13 protein-coding genes, 1 other RNA gene and 1 pseudogene are annotated in these 19,050 nt (G+C 61.5%); 5 read left to right on the top strand and 10 right to left on the bottom strand.

Annotation, left to right across the window (positions count from 1 at the left end):
• Nucleotides 1-59: 59 nt before the first annotated feature.
• From CCOS864_RS19740 to CCOS864_RS19725, 4 genes are all read left to right on the top strand, one after another.
• Nucleotides 60-4,718 (top strand): NEL-type E3 ubiquitin ligase domain-containing protein, encoded by a 4,659-nt coding sequence (locus CCOS864_RS19740; protein WP_115087991.1) that lies wholly within the window; start codon nt 60-62, stop codon nt 4,716-4,718.
• Between the two features lie 189 nt (nt 4,719-4,907).
• An RNA gene (gene ffs, locus CCOS864_RS19735) (signal recognition particle sRNA small type) lies at nt 4,908-5,004 on the top strand.
• A gap of 245 nt (nt 5,005-5,249) precedes the next feature.
• A complete protein-coding gene (gene dnaX / locus CCOS864_RS19730; protein ID WP_115087990.1) occupies nt 5,250-7,274 on the top strand; it encodes a DNA polymerase III subunit gamma/tau in 2,025 nt (674 codons plus the stop codon).
• Nucleotides 7,275-7,343: 69 nt separating this feature from the next.
• Nucleotides 7,344-7,670 carry a YbaB/EbfC family nucleoid-associated protein gene (locus CCOS864_RS19725; RefSeq protein WP_010226011.1) on the top strand — a complete coding sequence of 109 codons (327 nt, stop codon included), beginning with the start codon at nt 7,344-7,346 and terminating at the stop codon, nt 7,668-7,670.
• A 111-nt stretch (nt 7,671-7,781) separates the two neighbouring features.
• On the opposite strand, the pseudogene CCOS864_RS28795 reads toward CCOS864_RS19725, so the two are convergent.
• The 5 genes and pseudogenes from CCOS864_RS28795 to CCOS864_RS19695 form a co-directional block, all read right to left on the bottom strand.
• Nucleotides 7,782-8,378: pseudogene (locus CCOS864_RS28795) on the bottom strand (fimbrial protein); the annotation flags it as partial.
• A 699-nt stretch (nt 8,379-9,077) separates the two neighbouring features.
• A complete protein-coding gene (locus CCOS864_RS19710) occupies nt 9,078-10,073 on the bottom strand; it encodes a fimbrial protein (RefSeq protein WP_115087988.1) in 996 nt (331 codons plus the stop codon).
• 17 nt (nt 10,074-10,090) lie between these two features.
• On the bottom strand, nt 10,091-12,559 hold the full coding sequence (locus tag CCOS864_RS19705) for a fimbria/pilus outer membrane usher protein (RefSeq protein ID WP_115087987.1): 2,469 nt from the start codon (nt 12,557-12,559) through the stop codon (nt 10,091-10,093).
• Nucleotides 12,560-12,745: 186 nt separating this feature from the next.
• Nucleotides 12,746-13,492, bottom strand: coding sequence for a fimbria/pilus periplasmic chaperone (locus CCOS864_RS19700; RefSeq protein WP_115087986.1), 747 nt, complete (start codon nt 13,490-13,492; stop codon nt 12,746-12,748).
• 59 nt (nt 13,493-13,551) lie between these two features.
• Nucleotides 13,552-14,097 (bottom strand): fimbrial protein, encoded by a 546-nt coding sequence (locus CCOS864_RS19695; RefSeq protein WP_115087985.1) that lies wholly within the window; start codon nt 14,095-14,097, stop codon nt 13,552-13,554.
• A 364-nt stretch (nt 14,098-14,461) separates the two neighbouring features.
• On the opposite strand from CCOS864_RS19695, the gene recR reads away from it, so the two are divergent.
• A complete protein-coding gene (recR, locus tag CCOS864_RS19690) occupies nt 14,462-15,064 on the top strand; it encodes a recombination mediator RecR (protein ID WP_115087984.1) in 603 nt (200 codons plus the stop codon).
• Nucleotides 15,065-15,142: 78 nt separating this feature from the next.
• Here the strand turns inward: recR and CCOS864_RS19685 are convergent, their stop codons facing one another.
• The 5 genes from CCOS864_RS19685 to ccoS all read right to left on the bottom strand — a co-directional run bounded on the left by CCOS864_RS19685 (nt 15,143) and on the right by ccoS (nt 19,049).
• Nucleotides 15,143-15,691, bottom strand: coding sequence for an adenine phosphoribosyltransferase (locus CCOS864_RS19685; protein WP_115087983.1), 549 nt, complete (start codon nt 15,689-15,691; stop codon nt 15,143-15,145).
• Nucleotides 15,692-15,745: 54 nt separating this feature from the next.
• Complete coding sequence (gene fnrA, locus CCOS864_RS19680; RefSeq protein WP_010226003.1) at nt 15,746-16,480, bottom strand: Crp/Fnr family transcriptional regulator FnrA; 735 nt, start codon at nt 16,478-16,480, stop codon at nt 15,746-15,748.
• Nucleotides 16,481-16,694: 214 nt separating this feature from the next.
• Complete coding sequence (hemN, locus tag CCOS864_RS19675; protein WP_115087982.1) at nt 16,695-18,077, bottom strand: oxygen-independent coproporphyrinogen III oxidase; 1,383 nt, start codon at nt 18,075-18,077, stop codon at nt 16,695-16,697.
• An 83-nt stretch (nt 18,078-18,160) separates the two neighbouring features.
• Nucleotides 18,161-18,844, bottom strand: coding sequence for a sulfite exporter TauE/SafE family protein (locus CCOS864_RS19670; RefSeq protein WP_115087981.1), 684 nt, complete (start codon nt 18,842-18,844; stop codon nt 18,161-18,163).
• Nucleotides 18,837-19,049, bottom strand: a complete 213-nt coding sequence (gene ccoS, locus CCOS864_RS19665; RefSeq protein ID WP_010225999.1) for a cbb3-type cytochrome oxidase assembly protein CcoS — start codon at nt 19,047-19,049, stop codon at nt 18,837-18,839. Before ccoS ends, CCOS864_RS19670 begins: the two co-directional genes overlap by 8 nt.
• Nucleotide 19,050 lies beyond the last annotated feature (1 nt).

The raw sequence follows: 19,050 nt of genomic DNA, 5'->3' as shown, positions 1-19,050 counted from the left end.
TGCAGGACAATTCAATAGCCTCGTGTCTTTTGTGAAGCCATCACTGACAGGAGGACAGCATGACCCGCGCCCGCCAGAAAACCGACCCGGATGCCGAACACAGTCATCGGCAGAGCAATCTCGATACCCTGGCACGCGCCTGCCCCGAATGGTTGTTGAAGGCTGATCTCTCCACCCGTCAATCCTACAGTCGCAGCCTGAGCAAGGCGCACAAGGCCGGGCGCGCGGCCAGGCAGGTCATGCAACGGATCGAGCCGCTGGAGCGGTTTGCGATCTCGCTGCTGAGCGAGAAACTGATCCAGCGTTTTCGCGTGTCTGTCGATGTGACGCAGGTGCAGCTCGATCATTACACCTGGTATTTATCGGCGCAGATCGGGTCGCCTTCGAACCTTCAGCGGGTCTCCAGACTGTGGCAGCAGGGCAGCCTTTTGCACATGGCCCTGCAGAATTTTACCGCTGCGCAAGCGGACGCCGTCGAGTCGGCACCAGGGTCGAAAGTGCACCTTGCCCAGGTGCAGATCAGCGCCATCGCGGCTTCTGACTTTATCGCCCTGTGCCGGGAAGTCGATATCGGCCGCCGTTACCAGGAACATCTCGCCTCGGTGCTGGCGCCAGGGCAGCCGGGCAGTACCTGGACCGGAGAGCCCAGCGCATCGGTGTTGTCGACCCTGGCCAGCACCAAAGCGGCCAATCTGGAACTCTCGGCACAGGTTGCATTCATGCGTGGGTATATCAGTTGGTCGGCTTACCAGATGCTGCTGGCGGTCAGCAATGGCGAGCAGTCTGTGCCCTACGACCTGCAACCGCTCGAATGCTGCCAGCTGGTGCTGCATGGTCATGTGCTGGAGGGCGTGCTGGTGTTTCGCCAGGCGCAGTCGCTTTACCCTTACCCGGTGTCTCGCAAGCGGGTGCTCTATGTACCGCAAGGGGCTGCGGGCGAGTTGCATGAGTACGCTGATTTACCCTTCATGGTTACCGCGCTTTCCCGCCAGCTGATCTACACCACATTCAGGCAGGCCCTGTTGCGCCACGCGCCGCTGACCGAGCAGGCAGTGCTGAACAACAAGCTTGAAAGCGGCATCGACGGGCATGTCCGGGAACAACCGCTCAGTGGCAAGCTGTTCGAGCAACTGGTCCGGCGCCAATGCCTGCAGCGGCGCCAGGACAGCCTGGTGCTGGCAGTACCGACGGCGCAGGTCGATCATCAGCAACGCCAGCAACTGCTGGAAACCCTGGAAAGCGTCGGCTTGCAGGTGCTCAATCTGGTATCGCTGTTCGTCCCGGTGCTCAATGCCGCGATGCTGGCCTATACCGCCTATGACCTGATGTCCGAGGTGTACCACGGTATCGAGGACTGGAGCGAGGACAGGACCGATGAGGCCATGGAGCACTTGCTTGGCGTGGTTGAAACCATCGCCGTAGGCGCGGTGCTCGGGCTTGCGGCGCACAAGGTCGGGCGATGGGTGAACGAGCACGGCTTTTTTCAGAGTTTGCGGCCGGTGCAACGCTTCGACCGCTCCCTGCAACTCTGGAGTCCGGAACTCGAGCCCTATCGCCAGCGCCTTGAAGTGACGCCTGCAGCCATCGATCAGCGCGGGCGCTTGCTGGCCCATGGCAATGATCATGTGGTTATCGAAGGTCATGCCTACCGCGTCGAGCAAGATGGCGCCGGTGGTTCCTGGCAGATTGTCCACCCTGAACGTCCCCAAGCCTTCAAGCCCAGGCTTGAACACAATGGCGAAGGGGCCTGGCGGCATCAATGGGAGCGCCCCTGGGAGTGGTCTTCGGCCCGCTATGCCTTTCGCCGACTGGGGCCGCTGGCCCAGGGCATGGACGATGCGGACATTGCCCGCGTATTGCGCTGGGCCGACGTCGATGCGGCGCAGCTCTGCCAATTGCACATGGACAACGCACCGGTACCGGCTCTATTGCGCCAGGCCTGCGTGCACTGGCGTCTGGACAGGGACATCAGCGGATTCATCGCGGCGCTTGGGACGACGACTGTCAGCGATAACGCCATGGCGATTTTCCTCTTGCCGCATCTCCCGGGTTGGGACCCGCAACTGACGCCGCGCATCCAGGCCGCACAGGATTCGCTGCTGTTGACGGTGTTGCGGGATGCGCTGGGCGAGCAGCAGCTTGAGCAACTGGGCATCGAAGCCGAGGCGCTCGACACGCTGGCGCAGCAGAAATTCTGTGAGTTACTGGCGACCGAAGCGCAGGGGCAACGTCAGGCCCTGTTCGATTTCTGTCAGAGGCGGGCTGAACCGGCTGTGCAGGAAAGCAGCTTGCTCAGGCGGGATTTTCCTGGTTTGCCGGTAAGAATGGCCGAAGAGCTTCTGGGCCAGGCCCGCGAGGATCTGGTCGCCCGCATGCATCGTCAGGCACGGGTGCCCCTGTCAATAGCCCAAGGCGCCAGAAGGCAACTGAGTCAGTACCGATTCCTGTGTGTCCGCCAGGGCTTCGAATGGCCCTGGCGGCGCGATCACCGGTTCGACCAACTGGTCTTCGGTTTGCTCGAACATCTGCCTGGCTGGCCTTCCGGCTTGCGCATCGAACTGCACGGCCAGGACAGTGCCGGCGTGCTGCTGGCAAGTGCCGGAACAAACCTTCCGGGCCAGGTGCGCACCGTGGTCAAAAGTGCCGAGGGGCATTTCAGCATCGAGGGGCAGGAGGGGAGCGATACCGACCTGTTTACAATGTTGAACCCGTTATTGCCAGAGGGCGTGCGCCAGGAGGATGGCCAATCACTGGCTCAGGCACTGGCGGAGTTGGCCGATACCGACCGTAATCGCGCCCGACGCCTGAGTGGCCAGGTATTGTTGGAGGACCGGTTCAGGCCTCCGGTGCGCCTGGCCGATGGGCGGGTCGGCTATCCCTTGAGTGGCCGCGGTGCAGCGGACGAGCAATGGCAGTTTTATCGCGACCAGGCCAAGCAGTTGTTTCCGCGGCTCACGGATGCTGAACTCACCGATTACCTGCAAGGCCTGTCGATGGCCAGTGTCGATGTGCCCAGGCTGCTCAGGGAGAAAGCCGAGGAACTGGCCAGTTTGCGCGAGTCTTTGAGTGAGTGGGTGCAGGATCGTCCTGGGCCGCACTCCAGTGGCATGCAGCGGCGGCGTCAGCGTGTGGCTGACACGCTCATCATGGCCTGGCGCCGGCAGACACCTCGGGAATTCGGCGATACCGGCGAGCTGCGCGGCTACCGCCTGGACCTTGAAGGCGCCGACCTGGGTTCGCCGCCGCTGTTCCCGCTTGGCGTGGACTTCAGCCATGTTCAGCGCCTGTCGCTGAAAAATACTGGCCTGACGGCCATCCCCAACGGTTTTCTCGATGCATTCAGCAAGCTGCGCGTGCTCGAGCTTGGGCGTAACCGGCTCACGGAACTGCCCGCCATCATTATCGACATGACCCGCCTCGAAGAGCTGCGTTGCGCCGATAACGACATACAGTTGACCGAACGAACGGCGGGTATCCTGGGCAATCTGCGCCGGCTGGAGGTGCTTGACCTGAGTAACAACCCCTTGGGCACGCCTCCGCATCTGACCGGCCTCACCGGCCTGCGAAGCCTGAACCTGCGTTTCACCTCAATCGATGCGTTTCCGCAAGGCTACGTCGAACTGACGCGGCTGGAACTGGCCGATCTGCGTGACAACCAGTTGAGTGAGCTGCCTGAAACGCTGTACCAGTCACAGTCGCGCCCGGCGCGTGCCCTGTATTTGCAGGACAACCCGCTGTCGGCGTCGACAACTACGCAAATCGAGGCCTATCGTCAGCAGACCGGAATCAACCTGGGTGGCCTGGTCGAGTCGAACGAGATCGGGCCGGAGCTGTTCTGGACCCGGGGCGACAACGAAGCGTTGACACGCCAGCGTGAGGTGAAGTGGTTCAGCTTGCGCAAGGAGGCGGGTAGCCAGGAGTTCTTCCGTATCCTGGGCGAGCTGAGCATGACCGCCGAGTACGACGTGGCGCGCACCGAGTTGTTCGACAGGGTCTGGCGCATGATCGATGCTGCCAGCGCCGACAGTCAGTTGCGTGCCAAGTTGTTCAGGCTGGCGGGCCATCCGCGTACCTGCGGTAACAGTATTGCGCTGAACTTCAGCTACCTGGAAATCCAGGTCCAGGTCTTTCAGGCCCTGGCGGCGAGCGAGAACTCCCAGGTGACCGCCCGGCTGCTGCGTCTGGGCAAGGGCCTGTTCCGCCTGGACAAGCTCGACAAGGTGGTGCTGGACGATATCAGGCAGCGGCGGGAAAGCGCCCAGGGGCGCTGGCGCGATGTCGAGGAAGTGGAAGTCAGCCTGGGATATCGGGTCAGGCTGGCCGAAGCTCTGGACCTGCCGGGGCAGCCATCGGCCATGTTGTTCCCGGACCTGGAGATGATCAGCCCCGAGCAGATCGAGGCGGCCAGGCAGGCGATACAGGCTGCCGAAACGCCCGCGGCGCTGGCCGAGTACCTTGGCATGCAGGACTTCTGGTGCGACTGGTTGCGCCAGCGCGACACCCCGGCATTCCTTGCCCTGCGTAACTCGCTGGAGCAACAGGAGCAGGCGTTGGAAGAGCGTCGGGCCTCGATCAGCGATGCCGAGTACTACGCCGGCTACTCGAGCCTCTTCCAGGTGTTTCAGGAAAAAACCGCCGAACTGATCCAGAGCCTGAGCGAAGAGGCGGTGGGACGGGACCTGGCGGATGTTACAAGCCTGCGTCACCTACAAGGGTAAATGCAGTAGAAGCCGCCTGCAGCGTGCCTGGGTGCAGGCGTTACTGAGCACGTTGCAGGCGCTGCCGGCTTTGCCCGAGCGCCAAGTCATTGAGTAATGATGAGTTTTTAGCAATTAAAGGTTGTAACTTGGCTTGATGCCGTTACAATGGCGCGGCTCGTCGCCAGATGAGCTGCGTTATGGTGACCCCATCGGTCCCCCCGCAACGATCAACCGTGAACCCGGTCAGGCCTGGAAGGGAGCAGCCGCAGCGGTGACATTGTGTGCCGGGGTGTGGCTGGTGGGGTTGCCACCCATCATGCCTGTTGGCACTCTGTATTTCCCCCCCCCCAGTTCGAACACCCGCCCGCGGATTCCTCCGCAGCCAGTATTTCTCCGCAGCCGGTTTAGTTGCCTGCGTGCCTGCGAGTCCAACCGTGTGGTGCGGGCTCCCCCAGATGTCTTCATCCGCGGTTGATATCGGCAGGGTGCAATTTTGCCCCCGCTCCGCTACGATTAGCGGTCTTCAGCTTGCAGTCGCGACGGTTTTCGATGAGTTATCAGGTTCTTGCACGTAAATGGCGTCCGCGCTCGTTCCGCGAAATGGTCGGCCAGACCCATGTGCTCAAGGCCTTGATCAACGCGCTGGACAACCAACGCCTGCACCATGCCTACCTGTTCACCGGTACCCGCGGCGTGGGCAAGACCACCATCGCGCGGATCATCGCCAAGTGCCTTAACTGCGAAACCGGTATCACCTCGACGCCCTGCGGCACCTGTTCGGTGTGCCGGGAAATCGACGAGGGGCGTTTTGTCGACCTGATCGAGATCGACGCCGCCAGCCGCACCAAGGTCGAAGACACCCGCGAGTTGCTCGACAACGTGCAGTACGCACCGAGCCGTGGGCGTTTCAAGGTCTACCTGATCGACGAAGTGCACATGCTCTCCAGCCACTCGTTCAACGCCTTGTTGAAAACGCTGGAAGAGCCGCCGCCCTACGTCAAGTTCATCCTTGCCACCACCGATCCGCAGAAACTGCCAGCGACCATTCTGTCCCGTTGCCTGCAGTTCTCGCTGAAGAACATGACCCCCGAGCGGGTGGTCGAGCACCTGAGCCATGTGCTCGGCGCCGAAAACGTACCCTTTGAAGACGATGCCCTGTGGCTGCTCGGCCGTGCAGCCGACGGCTCCATGCGCGATGCCATGAGCCTGACCGACCAGGCCATCGCCTTTGGTGAAGGCAAGGTACTGGCAGCGGATGTGCGGGCGATGCTCGGCACCCTGGATCATGGCCAGGTGTATGGCGTGCTGCAGGCCCTGCTCGAAGGGGACGCCCGGGCCTTGCTCGAAGCCGTTCGGCACCTGGCGGAACAGGGGCCGGACTGGAATGGCGTGCTGGCCGAGATGCTCAACGTGCTGCATCGCGTGGCCATTGCCCAGGCACTGCCGGAGGCGGTCGATAACGGTCAGGGTGATCGCGATCGGGTCCTGGCCCTGGCTCAGGCATTGCCGTCCGAGGATGTGCAGTTCTACTACCAGATGGGGCTGATCGGTCGACGCGACCTGCCATTGGCGCCGGATCCGCGTGGTGGCTTCGAGATGGTCCTGCTGCGGATGCTGGCGTTCCGCCCCGCCGATACCGACGATGCGCCGAAACCGGTGCTAAAGCCGGTGGGGATCAGCCAGGCCACAGCTGATTCTGCAAGCACGGTGGCAGCCGCCACCCAGGCTGCGCCGGTCATGGCTGTTGCACCGGTTGCGGCGCCAGCGCCAGTGGTTGCCGAGCCTGAACCTGTTGCCGAACCAGAGCCAGCGCCTGAACGTGTACCCGAGCCGGTCGAGGCCCCGGCGCCTGAGCCGGTTGTCGACCTGCCCTGGAACGATCCTGTCGCCTGCGAACCTGAAGTCGAGGCCACGCCGGTTGCCGTAGAGCCGCCTGCGCCTGCGCCGGTTCAGCAAGTTGCGCCACAGGACCTGCCCGCGCACGACGACGGTATTGGTTACAGCCCGGCCGGCATGGATCGCGACGACGAGCCGCCGCTGGACGAAGACTATTACGAGCCAGAAATGGACCCGGCCAGCTACAGTTATCTGGATGAGCTGGCCATCGAACATGCCAACGAAGTTGACGCGCCGCCTGCCGAGCCATTGCCCGCCGCGCAACCGGCCACGGGCCTGGCGCTGAAATGGCTGGAATTGTTCCCGCAGTTGCCGATTTCCGGGATGACCGGCAATATCGCCGCCAACTGTACGCTGATCAGCGCCGAAGGCGACGACTGGCTGCTGCACCTGGACCCGGCTCACAGCGCCCTGTTCAACAGCACGCAACAGCGGCGCCTGAACGACGCGTTGAACCAGCACCTGGGCCGCACGCTCAAACTGACCATCGAGCTGATTCGCCCTGAGCAGGAAACCCCCGCCCAGGCCGCAGCCCGCAAACGGGCCGAGCGTCAGGGTCAGGCCGAGGCCTCGATCGAGGATGATCCGCTGATCCGGCAGATGATCCAGCAGTTCGGCGCCATGGTCCGCCACGATACGATTGAACCTGTCGACGCCCCGGTTGCCCAGGGCGAGTAACGGATAAACAGCAGCGGCCCGGGCCTGACCCGCGCCGCACCCCGTAACCTAATATTTGAGGTGATCCCCATGATGAAAGGTGGCATGGCCGGCCTGATGAAGCAGGCTCAGCAGATGCAGGAAAAAATGGCCAAGATGCAGGAAGAGCTGGCCAACGCCGAAGTGACCGGCCAATCCGGTGCCGGTCTGGTCAGCGTGGTGATGACCGGTCGTCACGACGTCAAGCGCATCAGCCTGGACGACAGCCTGATGCAGGAAGACAAGGAAGTGCTTGAAGACCTGATCGCCGCCGCCGTCAACGACGCCGTGCGCAAGGTCGAAGCCAACAGCCAGGAAAAAATGGGCGGCATGACCGCCGGCATGCAGTTGCCGCCGGGTTTCAAGATGCCGTTCTGAGGTACGAGAATCAACAAGCCAGGCCAATGCCTGGCTTTTTTTTTGTGTGTGCAGATGATCAATCGTAGGTAATGGCGAACGTGGCCCGGCCTGGCGCCAGCCGGGGCGTATTTGTGACGGCGCTACTTGCTGAATGTACTGGGCGCTTAGGTGGATCACATGGCGCGAGGTACCGGGATAGACCGTTCCGGCAGTTTGTACCGTGCCCAGTGTAACGATCGAAGGAGTACCGTTCAGATTGCGTTGAATACGAATGCCAACGCCATGGGCACTTGCGCCAGGTGCCAAGCTCAAAGCTTGGGTCCTGTTACCCAGAGAGTGGGCGTCCAAGAGAGTGAAACGAATGTTCAGGCTGCCGCCCGATGATCCGCCCGAGCAGTTGAGGTTAATGTTGAAGGGGACTTCGTTGGTTACGTAGCCGATGCCGTTGAAGTTCCTGCGGGGGTGGTCACCCAAAAATACCGGAATGCTTCCTGAGCCGTTATCGACCGAGCAAGTCGGGTTAGGCGAGATGATAGCAACCGTGGTGCGCGAAGGTCTCAGCTCAGCTGCAGTGATGGGCGTTGTGACTGCTGTCGCCAATTGGGCGGAAAGTTGGAGGGTACCGCTGACCGGGCCGTTCGATAATTTTATCAGCTCTATATCGTAGCTTGGAGTGACATGATGACGGCCAGCAGGGTGTGAAGACACTCCACGAGGCCAGCTCATATACGTGCTGTTGGGGCCTCCAGGGCCTGTCTCTCGCAAAAAGATTCGAATGCCGAGACCTGGTACGTTGGTGCGATAATATTGTTCGTGCGAGTAACTCAGTGGTGTCGTATAGCCATAATTGTTTTGGTGGCTGCTCGGGCATGTCACCCGAAACTGGGGCCCGCTGACGCTGGTCCGATATACCACGGTGCCATAGGAGGCCGAAGGCGAAACGATGAGCTGTGAAGGTAAATCGAACGTAGCCCTTGAAATGCCGCCCGATTCAAAGCGGCAATTGTTGCGGGCCGTGGATCGATCCGGGCCACCTACGCCGCTACCCAGAAGCGAGTTGTACGGTGGTTCTGTTGCCCAGCTGGGCAAGCTGGCAAGCAGACAGCCCAGCATGACCAGGTAATTTGTGGGAAAGGGATGGACGTGCGGTGAAGTCATGGCGTGTCTCTGCAGGAATTGGCGCGTGCTGCATGCTTCAACGCGCAATGGATGTGGGCGAAAAGTCAGGCCCCCGACGTCTGATCAGCTGATGGCATATCGCAGGTGGCATCCAGGCGTTGAATGTCGCCGTCGGCCTGAATGATTGCGCAGCGTCGCGCATGGTTCGCTTCATTGACGCCCGGGGCGCGGAGGGGTGCAGGTGCTGGCTGGCGAATTCGAAGCGACTGCCGGCATTGCTGATCAGTTGTGCCAGCGCCAGGCACATCAGTGATAATCCATGGTGAACAGCGCGCGCCCAAGGGCCGCTCCTGGGCGAATCTGGGAAGCTGGAACCTGCTGGATGTATTGCGCCTTCAGCGGAATGTCATAACGGGTTGTTCCATGATCAACCGTACCGGCCATGCGTGCGGCGCCCAGGCGTATGGCTGTGTCGTTCCTGTCCAGCAGTCGAATACCAACACCATGAGCACCGGCCCCGGGTGCCAGGTTTACTGCAAGGGTCTGATTGCCCGGAAAATGGGCATCGGTAATGGTGTAGCTGATATTTCGCGAGCCACCCGTAGATCCACCCATGCAATTAAGGCGAATGTTGAATGACCTTTCCGGAGTCGTCTTGTTCACGCCTGTGAAGAACGATTGCGGGTGGTTTCCAAGGTTCACCGGAATGTTTTTCGAGCTGGCGTCGATGTCGCAGGTAGGCTCGGCTGAGACAACCTCGACTCTGGTTTGCACCATCGTCAGCCTGGCGGTGTTGGCCGGGGTATGCGGCTCAAAGGTTTGGCTAATGATTGTCTGCGGGAAAAACAGGACCCCGCTGTTCACCGGTCCGGTCTTGATCAACTGCAGTCTGTACCAAGGGGTGACGTCGGTAGTGCCGGCCGGATGCGTGATAGTGGGGACCGGCCAGCTATAAAAACGACTGGCGCCGGCTTCGGAGCCCGTGATCTTGATACCGATACCCTCCAGATTGGTTTGATGAATGCCTTCGCCGATGTGGGTGAAGACCGCGGTAAAACCGGCTCGCTGCCCATGGGCGGCAGAGCAGCGGTAGGCCATGCGTGTCGCGTACCGGGTGCCGCTGTCATAAATCACCTTGCCTACCGGATCTATTGCAGACACCGTCAGCTGCGAGTTTATGGTGATGTAGGCTTGGGAAGGGCTGGAGCCGATATGTACACAACTGGCGGTACTGATGCCGCTATGGGCCAGCAGCAGCAATCCTGTCGCGCCGGCGATGCGCGCGGGTAAAGAACAAAGCATGGGCAGGTCTCGACGGTTCAAGGGTGGGCTGGCGTTGCAAGGCAAACGGACTGAATGTTTTGCGGCGCGGCGCCCGCAGTTTTTTTCGCGGCGGCGGGCAGGGCATAGGTAATCCGGCAATTGCCTGTCGAGCCGTTGTCCCAGCGCACGATGATTTCACCTTCATCCTGAAGGCCGCGGGCGAACAGTTGGCTGCCTTGTCCGACGGCACCCAATTCATTGCCGTCGGTATCCACCACCGCTGCGCCAAACGGCAATGGCTGGCCATCGACCTGGCGGGCGTGGATAACGGCCGAACGCCCGGAGCGGGTCTGGAATACCAGCAGTGGAATGGCGCCGGCCCGCGGCACGGTCTGCTGGCTGCTCGATTGCAACTCGACGTCGGTCGACAGCCCCTTGGGGTCGATGGCAACCGTGTTGCGCCGGTAAGGCGTAAGGTTTGGTACTACGGCATAGCCACCGCTGTCGACTTTCAGCGCGGTGCCGGAGGTGACTCGTGCGCCATCGGCGTCTTTGGCGTGAATCAGGCCGAAGGTTTCACTCAAGGGTTGCGACAAGGTTAAACCGTCAGCATGGGCGACGATGGCGCCGCGCAGGCCAAGCGAGGCTTGCGAAGTGTGCCGTCCCTGGCTGAGTGAACCGCTGAGCTCGGCGGCCGAGCCGCGGTAGAGTAGGTTGCTGCTGAGTGTATGGTTGTTCTGGCCATGATGGCGGTCCTGGCTGGCGGTGATGCCGTAGCTCAGGTGCTGATCGTCACTGGTGGCGCCCGTAAGGGTGGCCTGGGCCCGGCTGTTGCCGTTGCTGTCCCTGGAAATACTGCTGCTGAGGCTGCGCACACGCTCGCTGCCCAGTGGTAGGGACAGGCTCAGATAGAGGGTGTTGCCGGCGCGCCCGAAGCGGTCACGTTCCCGAGTACTGCTGAGGGTGTAGCCCAGGGTCTTGTAGTGATTGCTATAGCCGATCGAGTAGCTCAGATCACTGCCGGCATGGTCCCAGTAGCTCGACGCCGAGGTGCTCAGGTGCAGTTGGCCGTAATTTAGTGCCAACGGTTGGGCTAGTGACAGGGTGGTGCGGCTGCGATGGCGCTGGTAGCGCTGATCGCCGGCATCGCGCAGGAACTGGCGGCTGAGCTGGGCGTCCTCCAGGCCATAGAAGCCGCGGGTGGAGTAGCGATAGGTGGCCAGGGCGATCTGCGTGTCGGTTTCGCTCAGGGTCTTTGCGTAGCTCAGGCGCAGGCTCTGGCCTTGCTGACTGCCTAGCCCGGGCAGGTGGGTACGGGCCTGGGTAAGGTCGGCGCCGAACGCTCCCAGCTCAGTGTTCAGGCTACCACCGAGCAAGGCTGAGCCATACCCGGATGCCAGGGTCATACCGCTGTAGGTGCTGACCAGGTTGTTCAGGCCATATTGCCAGGTGCCTTCGACGAACACCGGGTCGCTGTTCAGTTGCTGGTTGCGCAAGGTGCCCAGCGTTGCACTGTAGCGGCTGGCACCGGCGCGCAAGGACAACGGAACGGCGGCGTAAGGCACGGAGAAACTATGTTCGCGGCCGTCCGCCTCGGTCACTGTGACCTCCAGGTCGCCGCCGTAGCCGGTTGCATACAAGTCATCGATTTCGAATGCGCCCGGTGCGACGGTGGTTTCGTGCAGGGTTACACCGCGTTGTCGGATCAGCACTCGTGCGTTACTGCTGGCGATACCGCGCACCACTGGTGCATAGCCGCGCAGCGAGGCGGGCAGCATGCGATCGTCGCTGGCCAGGCGTATGCCGGTGTAGCTCAACGAATCGAACAGCCCGCCCGAGGTGTAGCTTTCACCCAGTGTCAGTTGCGAGCGCCAGGGGGTGATATCACGCTGGGCATAGCTGGCAATGCTCTGGTAGCGCTGCTGGCCTTGGTCGCTCCAGTTCAGCGAACCATCATGGCGCAGGCGCCACGGCCCGATATTGAGCCCGGCACCGAGCCCCAGGTAGGTCTGGCGAAAATTGCCCTGGCTGCGATGCTGGGTGCCGTAGGTGTTGAGGTTGTAATCGAGAAAACCCGCTGTTATGCCGCTGTCCCATTGTGACGGGTCAACCGTTTCGCGGGCGCTGCGTTTGACCGCGATTTGCGGCACCGACAAGTACAGGCGCTGGTTGGCAAAGTCCAGGCGGCTGCTGGCATCGTCCAGTGCTCCGTCGATGGGTATGCAGGCCTCGGCGGCAGAAAGTTGCTGTTGCGCGTGCGGGTAAAACTTGCTGCTATCCAGGCCGAGACGCTCTAGCAGGGCATTGTCGAAACAGGCCAGGGCTTCTTCGTTACCAGGCCGGGCCTTGAAACTGAGGTTGAAGCGCCCGTGCCACTCGTCGTTGACCACAACGTCCACATTGTAGATTCCAGGGCTTGCGACGTTGCGCCGCTCGAAGCGCGACAGGTCCACGGGCAGGTTACTGCCGTTGCCCAGGAATGCCGGTTCAAATTCAACCTGCGCGGATAAGGCGGTGTCGGCCATGACCGAAACGTGCCATGACAACAAACCGGACAGACCAACAGATAATCGGCTTATTGTTGAGACTGATTTTTTTCGGGGCGAGCGAAAGTGTAATGATATTAAAGTCATTTTCAGGGGTGCCAATATTAAACTTGGGCACGCACGAAAACTTCGAGAACGCCCGGAGTGTCGAGGAGGGAGAGTGGGCTAAGGGGATGGAGTACTGGCAGGCGTAGAGCTCAATAGTTGGTTATGGTTATTGCCGGCGCCGTAGTCATTGATACTGGTGAAGTTGACCGTTGAGCGCGGGTTGACAGGTGACGAGGATATGAAGTGTCCCAGCGAATAAGGCGCAATGTAGCCCGTGCCCAGTGAAGTCGACTTGCCGTTATATTCAATTTTTATTTCACCGAGATTGACGTAGTAGGCCGACGGGTTGCGGCCAACCAGCGTTTCAGGCTTGCCGTCTTGTCCAGGCGCTCGGTGCCAGGTCACCAGGGCCGGTGCGTCCTCGGCCTTGCCCGGCAGGCCCTGCGGGCGGTACAGCAGCTTGATACGGGTACGGAAGGCCAGTTGCAGGACATTGCTGTCCTTGGTTTTTGGCGGAACCTCAAGCATGTTGAACCAGAACAGCGACTCTCGATCACTGGCCATTGGACTGCCGGTATGCAGCAGGCGAATACTTTGCCCTTGTGCAGGTTCGACACGGGCCAGCACTGGCGTCACGGTAAACGGCACCTGGATGGTCTCGGGCGCGGCACGAGTATCGCCATCGTCTACCCAGACCTGGACCAGGCTGGGGTCTTTGCCATTGTTGACAAGGTTGACGGTGGCTTCGCGCTCTTGAGCCGCAAAGATGATGCGGGTACCGGTAATTACAACGCTGGCATGCACGGGCACACTGGCCGCCAGTAGCGCGAGGGCCGTCAGCAGGGAGGGGAAAAAGCGAGTCATGAATGCGAAATCCGACCTGATTAGGGGTAGCAGGCGCGCTGAGCGCGCCTGCCGGTTCATTACGGGAGATTGATCAGGTACTGAACACGGGAGTTGGCGGCACCCGGGGTGACCGTTGCGGCAGTGGCGTAGTACTGGCTGGTGTAGCGCAGGGTTGCCGCGCCGTCTTCAAGGTCAACCGGAATGGTGTTCTGCGAACCGGTTGGCCCGCCGATAATGATCTGTCCGCCTTGTTGGTTGAGCAGTTGGTACTGCACGTTGGTTGCGCTGGCAGGGCCGGCATCCATGTTCAGGCGGCCGTTTTGCACCAGGGCGCCTCCCAGGAACTCGATGTCTACCTGTCCGCCGCTACCGGCGGCACAGTTGGTCAGGGAGATCTCGAAGGTGCGAGGCTGGGCAATGCTGCCGGCCCCTGAGAACTCGCTGGTGTGCGCCGGGCTCATGGGGACGGTGAAGTTCTGGCCGCCAGGGCCGCCGTTGATGGTGCAGGTGGTGCCCGAGATACTGCCGGTGAATTCGATCTGTCCATCAGTTGCCTGGGCATGGAGGCTGATACCGGCCAGCAGCGGTAAAGACAGTGCAAAGCCCAAAGTACGTTTGTTCATTTGTTTTCCAGCTAGATTGATAAAGGTTGTGCGTTAATAAGTAAGTGAGTTGTTGTGGAGGCATATTTACTTGTTTTTTAACGCCGGGAAATTATGCGGTTTATTTGATTAGCTGGATGTAGGAAAGAGGGTGGTGGCAACGGGAGGATTTAGCCGGATGCTGTACGATTGGGAGTCTTTAGATGGGGTGTGCTTCTGCAGGTGTTTGAAGGTGTGCCAATTGCTGTATGTTATGTAGGTAATGTTCCTGCTTAAGAAATAGAAATATTATCTTCTTACGATGCTAATCTAAATGTCTGTAAGATTTGACGTTGGCCAGTCTGGCAGGTATAAACCGCCTTCACTTGCATCAAGGCCTTTTCCCATGAGTTTCAGCCCGCTTATCCGACAGCTGATCGACGCATTGCGCATCTTGCCTGGTGTCGGCCAGAAAACCGCCCAGCGCATGGCCTTGCAGCTACTTGAGCGTGATCGCAGTGGGGGGACTCGTTTGGCCCAGGCCTTGAACCAGGCCATGGAGGGCGTCGGGCACTGCCGCCAATGCCGGACCCTGACCGAGCAGGAACTGTGCCCGCAATGCTCCGACCTGCGGCGTGACGACACCCTGTTGTGCGTGGTGGAAGGTCCGATGGACGTCTATGCCGTTGAGCAAACCGGTTATCGCGGCCGCTACTTCGTGCTCAAGGGGCATCTGTCGCCGCTGGATGGCCTGGGCCCGGAAGCCATTGGCATTCCGCAACTGATGGCGCGAATCGAAGAGCAGGGCAGCTTTACCGAAGTGATCCTGGCTACCAACCCGACGGTGGAAGGTGAAGCGACCGCCCATTACATCGCCCAGTTGCTGGCCGACAAGGGCCTGGTCGCTTCACGTATCGCCCACGGCGTGCCCTTGGGCGGTGAGCTGGAGCTGGTCGATGGCGGGACCCTGGCGCATTCGTTCGCCGGGCGCAAACCGATCTCGCTGTAATCCAGGCTCTTTATTCGCGGGGCAAGCCCGCTCCCACAGAACCTCAGCCTGTGGGGGCGGGCTTGCCCCGCGATGCTGTCAATACTCGCTCAGCGAGAACTCGGTCAGGCAAAAGGTCGGTACACCCGCCTCATTCAGGCGCTGCGAGCCGCCCAGCTCCGGCAGATCGATGATCGCCGCTGCCTCGAACACCTGCGCACCCATGCGCCGCACCAGCTTGGTGGCGGCCAGCAAGGTGCCGCCGGTGGCGATCAGGTCATCGAAAATCAGCACAGAGTCGCCTTCGCAGAGGCTGTCGGCGTGCACTTCGAGGAAGGCTTCGCCGTATTCGGTCTGGTAGCCTTCGGCGAGTACATCGGCCGGCAGCTTGCCTTGCTTGCGAAACAGGATCAGCGGTTTGTTCAACTGGTGGGCGATGATCGAGCCGATCAGAAAGCCGCGCGCATCCATGGCGCCGATATGGCTGAATTCGGTTTCGACGTAGCGTTCGATAAAGGCATCGGCGACATGGCGCAAGCCCCGCGGCGACTGGAACAGCGGGGTGATGTCGCGAAAGATCACGCCAGGCTTGGGGAAGTCCGGTACCGGGCGGATGAGGGCTTTAAGGTCGAAAGTGGCGCTGGGCATGAGGCGGGTATCCTGAAAAACGAATGCCCGCCAGTATACCTGTTATCCGAGGGGTCAGCTTTCCAGCGAACCACCGGCCAGGGCGCACAGCTGGATCGGGTCAAGGATATGGATTTCCTTGCCTTCGGCCTGGATCAGGCCGTTCTGCTGGAAGCGCGTGAACACCCGCGAGACAGTTTCCACTGCCAGGCCCAGGTAGTTGCCGATCTCGTTGCGCGACATGCTCAGGCGGAACTGGTTGGCCGAGTAGCCACGGGCACGGAAGCGCGCCGAGAGGTTGACCAGGAAGGTGGCGATGCGCTCATCGGCGGTCTTTTTCGACAGTAGCAGCATCATCTGCTGATCGTCGCGGATTTCGCGGCTCATCACCCGCATCAACTGGCGGCGCAGCTGTGGCAGTTGCACCGACAGCTCATCCAGGCGTTCAAAGGGGATTTCGCAGACCGACGTGGTTTCCTGGGCCTGGGCCGACACCGGGTAGGCCTCGGTGTCCATGCCCGACAGGCCGACCAGTTCGCTGGGCAGGTGGAAGCCGGTGATCTGTTCTTCGCCACTGTCGCTCAGGCTGAAGGTTTTCAGGGCGCCGGAGCGCACGGCATAGACCGAGCCGAAATTGTCGCCCTGGCGGAACAGAAACTCGCCTTTTTTCAGCGGACGCCCGCGTTTGACGATTTCATCCAGTGCATCCATGTCTTCCAAGTTCAGCGACAAGGGCAGGCACAGAGGCGCCAGGCTGCAATCCTTGCAATGGGCCTGGTTGTGGGGGCGCAGTTTGACTGGCTCGGACATTTCTTCAATCCTTGTGGGAATGCACACATAAGCCGTAAGGGTAACCCAGGGCAGGGTGTTTCGGCCAGCTTGGACGATTGTGTCGTCGGCAGGCGCAAGGATGCCATCTATAGACGGTAAGCTTACAGCCTGTGCGCTGTAGAGCCTCTGAGCGCTGCTTGGCCCCGGTTTTATTGGGCGAAGCCAGAGAAAACTGCGACAAAAAACCTCAGTATCAGATCACGCGGGAAAAGCGCTGACGGTTGTGCAGGTCCAGGTAGGCGTCGAACACCATGCACACCGAACGCACCAGCAGCCGCCCGGCCGGCAGTACTTTGATGCCCGCGTTACTCAGCTCGATCAGCCCGTCCTTGTGCATGGCCTGCAGGGCGGGCCACTGGTCCTTGAAGTAGCCGCGAAAATCGATGGTGAAGGCCCGTTCGATGGTCTCGAAATCCAGTTCGAAATGGCAGATCAACTGCTGGATCACCGCCCGGCGCAAGCGATCATCCTCGGTGCAGATCAGCCCGCGGCTGGTGGCCAGCTGGGCCGTGGACAAGGTGTCCTGGTAGGTGGTGAGGTCGCTGCTGTTCTGGCAGTAGAGGTCGCCGATCTGGCTGATTGCCGAGACCCCGAGGCCGATCAGGTCGCAATGGCCATGAGTGGTGTAGCCCTGGAAATTGCGCTGCAGGGTCGACTCTTCCTGGGCAATCGCCAATTCGTCGTCCGGCAGGGCGAAGTGGTCCATGCCGATGTACACGTAGCCGGCGGCCGTCAGTTGCTCGATGGTGTTGTGGAGCATTTCCAGTTTTGCCGCCGGGGCCGGCAAGTCGGCGCTGTCGATACGCCGCTGGGGCATGAAGCGCTCCGGCAGGTGGGCGTAGTTGAACACCGAGAGGCGGTCCGGTTGCAGCTTGATGACTTCTTCGACGGTGCGGGCGAAGCCTTCCGGTGTTTGCTTGGGCAGGCCGTAGATCAGGTCGAGGTTGATCGAGCGAAACTGCAGGGTGCGCGCGGCTTCGATGATCGCCCGGGTCTGCTCCAGGCTCTGCAGGCGGTTGATCGCCCGTTGCACCAGCGGGTCGAGGTCCTGCACGCCGAGGCTGACGCGGTTGAAGCCCAGTTCACGGAGCAGGCCCATGGTCGACCAGTCGGCCTCGCGCGGGTCGATCTCGATGCCGTAGTCGCCGGAGTCGTCGTCCAGCAGGTTGAAATGCTGGCGCAGGTGGGCCATCAGCTGGCGCAGTTCGACGTGGCTGAGAAAGGTCGGGGTGCCGCCGCCAAAGTGCAGTTGCTCGACGGTCTGCTTGGGGTCCAGGTGACAGGCGATCAGCTGGATTTCCTGCTCCAGGCGCTGCAGGTAGGGCGCGGCGCGGCCACGGTCCTTGGTGATGACCTTGTTGCAGGCGCAGTAGTAGCAGATGTTGGCGCAGAACGGCACATGCACATAGATCGACAGTGGGCGTACGGCGCGACGGCTGTCACGCAGGGCGTGCAGCAGGTCGAAGGAGCCGACTTCGCTGTGCAGTTGCACCGCGGTCGGGTAGGAGGTGTAGCGTGGGCCGGCCAGGTCGTAGCGGCGAATCAGGTCGGAGTCCCAACGAAGAACGTCGAGCATGCGGGCAGTCCCCAGAAAGAGCAGCAGTGTCCGGAGTCTAGGGAGCGCGGGGCAAACCCGTGTTGATTTGTATCAACGCCGCTTCAGTGGCCCATCAGCCAGTGTTGGTGCGGGCCCGGCAGGGTCCACAGGCCGAAGAGCATCACCAGCACACCGCCGGCAATGCGCACGCCACGCTGGCGCAGCAGGGCGCTGGTGCGTTCGGTGGCGAGGCCGGTGGCGAGCAGCACCGGCCAGGTGCCAAGGCCGAAGGCCAGCATCAGCAGTGCGCTGTCGGCGGCATTGCCCTGGCTCGCCGCCCAGAGCAGGGTGCTGTACACCAGCCCGCACGGCAGCCAGCCCCACAGGGCGCCAAGCAGCAGCGCGCGCGGCAGGCTGGAAACCGGCAGCAGGCGGTTGGCCACGGGTTGGATATGCCGCCACAGGCCTCGACCCAGGCCTTCGATGCGGGTCAGGCCGCTCCACCAGCCGGCCAGGTACAGGCCCATGCTGATCAGCAGCAGCGCTGCCAATACGCGCATGGCGGTCGCCACCGGGCTGTTGGCCACCGCCCAGCCGGCCAGGCCGAGCAACAGGCCGGCCAGGGCGTAACTGAGGATGCGCCCCAGGTTGTAGGCCAGCAGCAGGCGAAAGCGGCGGCTGCGTTGTTCCTTGGGGATGGCCAGGGTCAGCGCGCCCATCAGGCCGCCGCACATGCCCAGGCAGTGGCCGCCGCCGAGCAGGCCGAGGATCAAGGCGGAGCTGAGCAGGGGTAGAAGTTCAGTCACGAGGCGGCGTACCGTCGTCGGGTTTCTTGCCGTCGGCCTCGTCCATGGCAGCCTGGTGCTGCGGGTCCTGGTCGTCGAACAGGATGCTGTGGGCCGGGCCGTCGAGGTCATCGTACTGGCCGCTGTCCACCGCCCAGAAGAAGATGTAGATGGCGATGGCGACGATCAGCAGGGCGGCCGGGATCATGATGTAAAGCGCGGGCATG

The sequence above is a fragment of the Pseudomonas wadenswilerensis genome, assembly GCF_900497695.1.
Lineage (GTDB): Bacteria > Pseudomonadota > Gammaproteobacteria > Pseudomonadales > Pseudomonadaceae > Aquipseudomonas > Aquipseudomonas wadenswilerensis.
The sequence above is the reverse complement of the archived record's forward strand: the minus strand, read 5'-3'. Positions and strand labels throughout refer to the sequence as shown.

Bases quoted from the DNA above. Each gene is read 5' to 3' on its own strand.
- CCOS864_RS19740 (WP_115087991.1), top strand. From the start codon at position 60: ATGACCCGCGCCCGCCAGAAAACCGACCCGGATGCCGAACACAGTCAT.
- dnaX (WP_115087990.1), top strand. From the start codon at position 5,250: ATGAGTTATCAGGTTCTTGCACGTAAATGGCGTCCGCGCTCGTTCCGC.
- CCOS864_RS19725 (WP_010226011.1), top strand. From the start codon at position 7,344: ATGATGAAAGGTGGCATGGCCGGCCTGATGAAGCAGGCTCAGCAGATG.
- CCOS864_RS19710 (WP_115087988.1), bottom strand. From the start codon at position 10,073: ATGCTTTGTTCTTTACCCGCGCGCATCGCCGGCGCGACAGGATTGCTG.
- CCOS864_RS19705 (WP_115087987.1), bottom strand. From the start codon at position 12,559: ATGGCCGACACCGCCTTATCCGCGCAGGTTGAATTTGAACCGGCATTC.
- CCOS864_RS19700 (WP_115087986.1), bottom strand. From the start codon at position 13,492: ATGACTCGCTTTTTCCCCTCCCTGCTGACGGCCCTCGCGCTACTGGCG.
- CCOS864_RS19695 (WP_115087985.1), bottom strand. From the start codon at position 14,097: ATGAACAAACGTACTTTGGGCTTTGCACTGTCTTTACCGCTGCTGGCC.
- recR (WP_115087984.1), top strand. From the start codon at position 14,462: ATGAGTTTCAGCCCGCTTATCCGACAGCTGATCGACGCATTGCGCATC.
- CCOS864_RS19685 (WP_115087983.1), bottom strand. From the start codon at position 15,691: ATGCCCAGCGCCACTTTCGACCTTAAAGCCCTCATCCGCCCGGTACCG.
- fnrA (WP_010226003.1), bottom strand. From the start codon at position 16,480: ATGTCCGAGCCAGTCAAACTGCGCCCCCACAACCAGGCCCATTGCAAG.
- hemN (WP_115087982.1), bottom strand. From the start codon at position 18,077: ATGCTCGACGTTCTTCGTTGGGACTCCGACCTGATTCGCCGCTACGAC.
- ccoS (WP_010225999.1), bottom strand. From the start codon at position 19,049: ATGCCCGCGCTTTACATCATGATCCCGGCCGCCCTGCTGATCGTCGCC.